The organism is Phocaeicola coprophilus DSM 18228 = JCM 13818 (assembly GCF_000157915.1).
GTDB classification, from domain to species: domain Bacteria; phylum Bacteroidota; class Bacteroidia; order Bacteroidales; family Bacteroidaceae; genus Phocaeicola; species Phocaeicola coprophilus.
The window spans coordinates 116188-123664 of sequence record NZ_EQ973632.1; the positions used below are offsets into that span (position 1 = coordinate 116188).

A 7477-nucleotide genomic window follows, 5' to 3' on the forward strand; every position below is an offset into this window, starting at 1 on the left:
CGATGATTGATCTTCACATGGGCCGTATGCTGGCAGAAATGACGCGTCTGATGTGGCTCGACGGCATTACGAAAGTGTCTGAACTGACTGAAGAACTGAAGAAACTGAATCCGCTCAAGATCAAGGATGAGCTGATCAGCAAGCATGGATTTTATGAATATAAGATCAAGGAACTGCTGCTGGCACTGGCTACGGGCATGCGTCCGGCCAAATTATACAACGGCACCGACTCGGCCATCTGCGGTTTTCTGTTTGTGACCGGCGAGGGAGAAGTGCTGTGTTATCAGCGTGCTTTCCGTCAGACTTTTGCCGATTTCCTTTTCCAGAACAGTCGCCTGGAGAAAGGCTCTACCGAGAAAGATAAATATGGTTATCTGGAGCGGGAGAATGGAGTTTACTATTTCAAGCTGAACCTGAAGATCGGGTTGCTGAAGAGATAGGCAGGGTTAAAGAAATATTTGATGTTTTGAATATATTTTCTGTTTTTAGTTTATAAATAAATATATTATATATCTTTGCAGCGCATTGGCTTATCCGATGCGCTTTTTTGATACCTTGTATTTCAAAATTCTCAGAATCATCACTTCGGGAATATTGGAATTAAATGGTATTGTGAATTAGATAAACTTTTATTTGTTAACCGGATGAAAACAAAATATGTATTGGTATTGGCTTTATTCTTGCTTCCTTTTCGAAGTCTAATACTTTCTGCTCAGGAAATAAAAGGGCGTGTGTATGCGGCAGATGAGAACAAGCCATTGATTGGTGCTACAATGCGAGTTTTGACCGAAGATTCAGTGTATGTAACAGGTTTTACAACAGATGAAAAAGGACGCTTCAGGTCGGACATAAAATTGGATAACTTTTGGTTGGAAATATCTTATGTGGGATATGAAAAAAATGTAGTGTTAGTACAAAATAGTGACCGAAAGAATGTGGATTTGGGAATCATATTGCTAGCGCTTGATTCGATAAATCTGGAAAGTGTTGAGGTGGTTGCGCAAGGTATGGTACATAAAACAGGAAAGATTATGGCTTATCCAAGTGCGAAACAGGTTGAAGCAGCAACTTCCAGTCTCGGTTTGTTGAAAAGCATGATGCTCCCACAATTATTTGTTGATCCAGTTCAGGAATCTATTTCCATTTCAGGAGTTTCAGGAGTGATTTATCGAATTAATGGTGTAAATGCCAGTTTGCAAGAAGTAAAGGCTTTGAATCCGCAACAGATTGCACGCGTGGACTATAGCCAGTTACCATCCATGCGTGAACTGGATTCCAATTCCGGAGTTCTTGATTTTATTTTGAAAGAGCCTCGGGTTGGAACTTCTTTGTCTTTCGGAGGTGTGAGTGCCTTTACTACGGGTTTTGTGAACGGAAATGTCAATTTCCGGACAAACTATAAGCAATCTCAGTTCTCAATTGATTATAATGTGAACTATCGGGATTATTCCGAACGTCGGACAGACGAACTGGAGACTTATTCGTATCCGGATGGTTCAGTGCTGACACGTGATAAGCGAGGCGAGTTTGCTCCTTTCGGTTATACGGATCATAACATTGCTGTCGGTTACCTTTATAAGAATGATAAAGATATGGTTAATATCCGATTTAATAATCAGATTGGGTCAAACTATAACAGAAACCGTCAGCAAATGTTTCAAGAACAGCAACTCATAGGACAGCGAGATATTCATTCTTCTTTTTCAAGTTATATACCATCGCTAGATTTTACCTATAGCCGAAAGATGAAAAATAATCAAGGTGTGGAAGTAAATCTGGTCGGTACATTAGCAAATACGGATTACGAACGTACGCTTACCGACCATTTGGATGGACAGACACTATCGGAAATAAATAATATGACGGATGGTCACCAGAAATCATTGATCGGTGAAGTTTATTATTGGCATGAAGGTGAAAAGGTTAATATCTCAGCCGGTTTACGTTCTACTTACCAGTATGCAAGTAATCTTTATGGAGTGAACGAGGAAGTTAACTTGAAAAATTACAATGCTTATCCTTATGTCCAGTTGCAAGGCAGTTTAGGTAAAGTATCTTATACAGTCGGAACTGGTTTACGATTCCAACAACAGAAGCAGGGAAACGAGTCGGTGAATTATTGGCGTAATACGTCTTCTTTGTCTTTATCCTATAAACAAAAATATTGGAACTTGCAGTATTCTGTCAATTTTCGTCCATTGTTCCCCTCTTTGAGCAGTCTTTCTGAAGTGGTACAGGAAATAGATTCTCTTTCCATTATGCGAGGAAATCATTCGCTGACTCCTTATAACACCTTGCGAAACCAGGTTAATTTTTCAGTCTGGGATAACAAAAAATTCGCAACTGTGCTGACATTGGTAGCTGATCGTAGCTTTCACCCTATCCAACAGGATATTTTTTATTCGCCTACAGAGAACCGGTTTATCTTTCAGGAAAACAATCAGGATTATGATGTCAACTATGGTGCACAGATGATTGTACAGATGACTGATATATTGGATCTTTTCATGTTTCAGGTATTTGGTGGGTGGAACTATTATAAGTCGAAAGGTGAAGCTTACGAACATACTTTGAATAATTTCTATTATGGTGCTTATCTGGCCATGACATATAAAGGATTTCAAATTAATGGTACCTGGAGGAAACCGATGAAATCATTGTATGGCCAGTATGTTATGACATCTGAAAATAACAGCAGTATCAATGCAACCTACAAATGGAAAAATTTAAATGTCGGAATGGGAATTATGTTTCCATTTACCAAAGGTTCTGAATATCGGACTGAACAATTGAATCAAATCGTTACTTCTGACCGGAATGTATTGATTCGCAATAATCGGAATATGTTTTATGTCAGTCTTTCATATAATATCAATTGGGGACGTTCCATTTTCCAAAGTAACAAGCGCTTACAGAATTCAGATCGGGTGAATAGTATCTTGAAAGTAAACGATAATTAAAAGATATAGCAAGATGAAGAAGGTAGCATTATTTTTAGCAGGACTTGGCTTTTGTTTGATGAGTCAGGCAGAAGAACCGGTAAAGAATTTCTATTTTGCCGGATACAAAGCCGTATTTATTCCATCAGACACTTTTCGTGTAGAAGTAGGAAATCCTGAATTGGGAACACGGAAGCTGAAAGATGGGATCCTGTCATTCACACTTAAAGATGCAAGCGGAAAGATGCCGAAAGATGTGGTGTATATCTATACTAATGACATTCACCGGATCAGTATGAGCTATTCTGAATTGATAGCCGATCAGTCTTTTTCTGTAGATTCATTAAGTATTTCTCTGGCAGCGGGTTCAATGGGCACAATGAATGTAAAGGCAAAATATTTGCATGTATCGGCAGGAGCTGGCAGCCAATTGATTCTAAAAGGAGAAACGGATGTGCTTGATTGTACAACAAAAGGTAACAGTTGTGTCAATACGAACGAACTGAAAGTGAGGAAAAAAGAATGTAAGGAATAAGAATGGATTAAAAGCGGAATACCCGTTGTTGAAATATTATTATTAATCCAGGCAAGCGGAGAAGAAAATTCCCGTTGCCTGGATTTTTTGTATAATCAGAATTTGATTTTCAGAAGTTTTCCTCCGTATGCAGGAATATCGATGGCGGTCGGTGTATTCGGGTTGAACGAGATCACTTCTTCGCAGCCGGTCAGGAGTTCCTGAGCCGTACATCGCGTAAATGCAGGCATCTGCAGATAGTCGAAGGCATGCTGGGGAATATTGACGGAGATCCGTGAATCCAGATCACTGAAGTTGGCTACAACCAGAATTACTTCACGGTCATATTTACGCAGGAAAGCATATTGTTTGTGCTCATTCATCTGCCAGCCGTTCAGATTGGCATACATCAGATCGAAGAAACATCCCCGGGCAATGGCAGCCTCGCTGTTGCAGAGGTTCAGTACGTGGCGGTAGAAATGCCGCAAACCTTTTTCTTTGGCGTTCAGCAGATGTTCGTTATAGCGGCCGTGGTTGTTCCAGCGGCGGATGCTGTCGATGCTCCAGTAGTCAAAGATCGTTGTCCGTCCGTCCCGTCCGCTGAATCCTTCGCTTTCCATACCCGGTTCGCCGAGTTCCTGGCCGAAATAAATCATCATCGGATTGGTGTTCATGCAGGCCGATACAATCAGTGCAGGCAGAGCTTTCGTTGCATTTCCGGCAAAGAAATCGGAAGCGATGCGCTGTTCATCGTGATTTTCCAGGAAGTTCAGCATGTGGTCCTGAATATCGTTGACGCTCTGCCAGCACGAAGTGATGGCAGTAGCCGAAGCATATCCGCCGATGACGGCACGCAGTGTGTCATAAAGTCCCACCTTGTCGTACAGATAATCGAAATGACCGTTGTACAGATAGTTCCGGTATTCGTTGGGATTATACACTTCGGCAATGAAAATCAGTTCCGGATATTGGGCTTTCACCTGCGGGATGGCCCATCCCCAGAATTCGCAGGGGACCATTTCAGCCATGTCGCAACGGAAGCCGTCGATTCCTTTGCCGGCCCAGAACAGCAGGATGTCTTTCATCTTGTGCCAGGTGTCCGGAGCAGGTGAGAAGTGACAGCCTGTATTGTGGAAGAAGTCCACTCCATAATTCAGCTTCACGGTCTCGTACCAGTCGTTCGGAGTCGGATAAGCATCAAAGCGGTTGTTTCCGGTAGCTTTTGCCGGCATTTCTTCATAGCTGCCTGCCTGCTCGTCATAGAGGTTGACGTCTCCGGCGAGCTTCTGTCCCGGGAGATAATAGAAGTTATTGTTCGGGCTGAAGTCCATGGAAGTATCGTCATCTTCTCCCAGATCTCTGACGCCTTCCGGTTTCGCCGTGGAGTGATACTGGCGGGCCACATGGTTCGGGACAAAGTCAATGATCATTTTCAGTCCGGCAGCATGTGTGCGTTCCACCAGCGCTTCAAATTCACCCATACGCTTTCTGACGTTTACGGCCAGATCCGGATCCACGTCATAGTAATCGCGGATTGCATACGGTGAACCTGCCTTTCCCTTGACAACGGCAGGATGGTTCTTTTCGATTCCATATTTGGTATAGTCAGTCTGTGTGGCATGTGCAAGGACACCGGTATACCAGATGTGGGTTGCTCCCAGCTTCCTGATTTCCTTCAAAGCCTGCGGAGTGAAGTCATTCATTTTCCCGCATCCGTTTTCGGCCAGGCTTCCGTTGCTCGTGCATCGCGGGTTACGGTTGCCGAACAGACGGGTGAATACCTGGTAGATGATTATTTTTTCTGCTGTGTTCATACAAGTATCTCCTTATTATAATTCTTTAGGTTTCTTAACTCTGCTTGTTCTTCGATGGCCTTGAGAGCTGCAAAATATCCCAGACTGAAGATGTCTTCCGTTTTGTCCAGCTGATAGTTGGCGAAGTTTTCCAGTCCGTCGGGCGCGATGACCAGATCTGCCTGGCTGAGCTCGGAAAGGGTATTTGCCTCGAACATGAAATGATAGGCACGGAGGGCGATGCTGACGATATTCTGGCTGTATGCGCTTGCATTGAGTTTGAAGACATTCAGGGCAAGCACTTTTTCACAGAGCGGCCGGATAGGGCTGACGGGAATATTCATGAATACTCCTCCGTCCACATAATGCACTTTGTTGATGACGACAGGCTTGAACAAGACCGGGATGCAGCAGGAAGCTGCGATTCGTTTGGTCAGTTCGCCTTGTGTGAAATGGATGCTTTTTCCGTTGTCAAAGTCTGTTGCTGTAATGACAACCGGCATTTGCAGGTCTTCGATCCGTTTGGCCCGCAGGTTTTTTTTCAGGAAATCGGTGAAATAATCCATGCGCAGCAGACTTTCCTTGCTAGGATGGATTTTGGCCAGGTTGATGAAAGACTGGCCGGCAAAAAGCTCCATGACTTCGAACGGTTCTCTCCCGTCAGCAATAAAGGCACTGGCAATCGCTCCTGCACTGGTGCCCGAAAGTATGTCAGGACGGATGTTGTTTTCAAAGAGAGCCTGCAGCATACCCAGGTGAGCAATTCCCCGGATAAAACCGCCGCTCAGTGCGAATCCTGTATGATATTTCAGTGCGGTCATAGGCTATCAATAAACAGGCGTGCAGACGGAGCGGTTTTTTCGGCCGCTGCCGTCTGCATGCTTATAAGGTTTTAGATTTGTGTCTGGAGTAATCAGGCAATGCCGTGTGCATTGGCTTCTTTGTTGATCTTCTTGATCAGGCCCTGCAGTACGGCTCCCGGACCGCATTCCGTGAAGTCGTCGGCTCCATCAGCAATCATGTTCTGAACGGTCTGTGTCCAGCGTACGGATGCAGTGAGCTGAGCGACAAGGTTTGTCTTGATTTCAGCGGGATCAGTATGCGGTTTGGCATCTACGTTCTGGTAGATCGGACATTTGGGTGTATGGAATTCGGTTGCATTGATTGCAGCTTCCAGTTCCACTTTGGCCGGATCCATCAGCGGAGAGTGGAATGCACCGCCCACTTTCAGGGGAAGAGCACGTTTGGCTCCGGCTGCTTTCATCAGTTCACAGGCCTTGTTGATGCCTTCGATAGAACCGGAAATAACGATCTGTCCCGGACAGTTGTAGTTGGCTGCCACGCAAACTTCACCTTCAGCTGCTACGGAAGCACAGATTTCTTCTACTTTTTCATCCGGAAGGGCGATGATGGCTGCCATGGTAGACGGCTGCATTTCACAAGCCTTCTGCATGGCCATGGCACGTGCATAAACCAGTTTCAGTCCGTCTTCGAACGAAAGGGCACCTGCGGCAACCAGGGCAGAGAATTCACCCAGTGAGTGACCGGCCGTCATTTCAGGTTTGAAGTCTTCACCCATGCAGAGGGCGGAGATTACGGAGTGAAGGAATACAGCAGGCTGCGTTACTTTTGTCTGACGCAGATCTTCATCGGTTCCTTCAAACATAATATCTGTAATGCGGTAGCCCAGGATATCATTAGCTTTTTCGAATAATTCTTTGGCCAGCGGAGAGTTTTCATACAGGTCCTTGCCCATACCAACAAACTGAGCGCCCTGACCGGGGAATACAAATGCTTTCATAATGTTTTTTTTCTTATTAAGTTATTCTCCTGCAAAGGTAATCATTCTTTTGAAATATTACTCATTTTCGGTAAAAATGTGCATTGCCTCCGGGGAATGGAAGTGATTCAGCGGGCCGTGGCCGTCGCCGATGTGCACCTCTTTTCCCGTCAGAATACCCTGCCAGACATATTCTTTGGCTCTGGCGACCGCATCTTCCAGGGAATCTCCCAGGGCAAGGCGGGTGGCGATGGCCGACGAGAGTGTGCATCCGGTTCCATGCGTATTGTTGCTTTCTACTTTATCTGCCGAAAACAGATGAGGTTCCGGTTCGTCCTTCACCTGCAGCAGATCATACATCCGGCCTCCGTCAAGATGGCCTCCCTTGATCAGTACTGCCCGGCTTCCCAGTTTCAGCAGTTCGTGGGCGGCGGCCTGCATCGACTCCTGT

7 protein-coding genes are annotated in these 7477 nt (G+C 44.9%); 3 read left to right on the plus strand and 4 right to left on the minus strand.

From position 1 onward, the window contains the following. The 3 genes from BACCOPRO_RS02100 to BACCOPRO_RS02110 all read left to right on the plus strand — a co-directional run. On the plus strand, positions 1 to 440 hold a 440-nt coding region (locus BACCOPRO_RS02100), incomplete at its 5' end, for an HpaII family restriction endonuclease (RefSeq protein WP_008140460.1). Positions 441 to 644: 204 nt separating this feature from the next. Continuing rightward, positions 645 to 2960: a carboxypeptidase-like regulatory domain-containing protein gene (locus BACCOPRO_RS02105; protein WP_008140461.1), complete on the plus strand. Its 2316-nt coding sequence runs from the start codon at positions 645 to 647 to the stop codon at positions 2958 to 2960. 13 nt (positions 2961 to 2973) lie between these two features. Further along, positions 2974 to 3474, plus strand: coding sequence for a GIN domain-containing protein (locus tag BACCOPRO_RS02110; RefSeq protein WP_008140462.1), 501 nt, complete (start codon positions 2974 to 2976; stop codon positions 3472 to 3474). A 95-nt stretch (positions 3475 to 3569) separates the two neighbouring features. Here BACCOPRO_RS02110 and BACCOPRO_RS02115 read toward each other — a convergent pair whose 3' ends face one another. The 4 genes from BACCOPRO_RS02115 to thiD all read right to left on the minus strand — a co-directional run. Beyond that, positions 3570 to 5267, minus strand: a complete 1698-nt coding sequence (locus tag BACCOPRO_RS02115; RefSeq protein WP_008140463.1) for an alpha-amylase family glycosyl hydrolase — start codon at positions 5265 to 5267, stop codon at positions 3570 to 3572. Beyond that, on the minus strand, positions 5264 to 6067 hold the full coding sequence (locus BACCOPRO_RS02120) for a patatin-like phospholipase family protein (RefSeq protein ID WP_008140464.1): 804 nt from the start codon (positions 6065 to 6067) through the stop codon (positions 5264 to 5266). The genes BACCOPRO_RS02115 and BACCOPRO_RS02120 overlap by 4 nt, the downstream gene beginning before the upstream one ends. A gap of 92 nt (positions 6068 to 6159) precedes the next feature. Then, positions 6160 to 7047 (minus strand): ACP S-malonyltransferase, encoded by an 888-nt coding sequence (gene fabD / locus BACCOPRO_RS02125; RefSeq protein WP_008140465.1) that lies wholly within the window; start codon positions 7045 to 7047, stop codon positions 6160 to 6162. A 57-nt stretch (positions 7048 to 7104) separates the two neighbouring features. After that, positions 7105 to 7477, minus strand: a 373-nt coding sequence (thiD, locus tag BACCOPRO_RS02130; RefSeq protein ID WP_008140466.1) for a bifunctional hydroxymethylpyrimidine kinase/phosphomethylpyrimidine kinase, incomplete at its 5' end; no start/stop codon positions are given.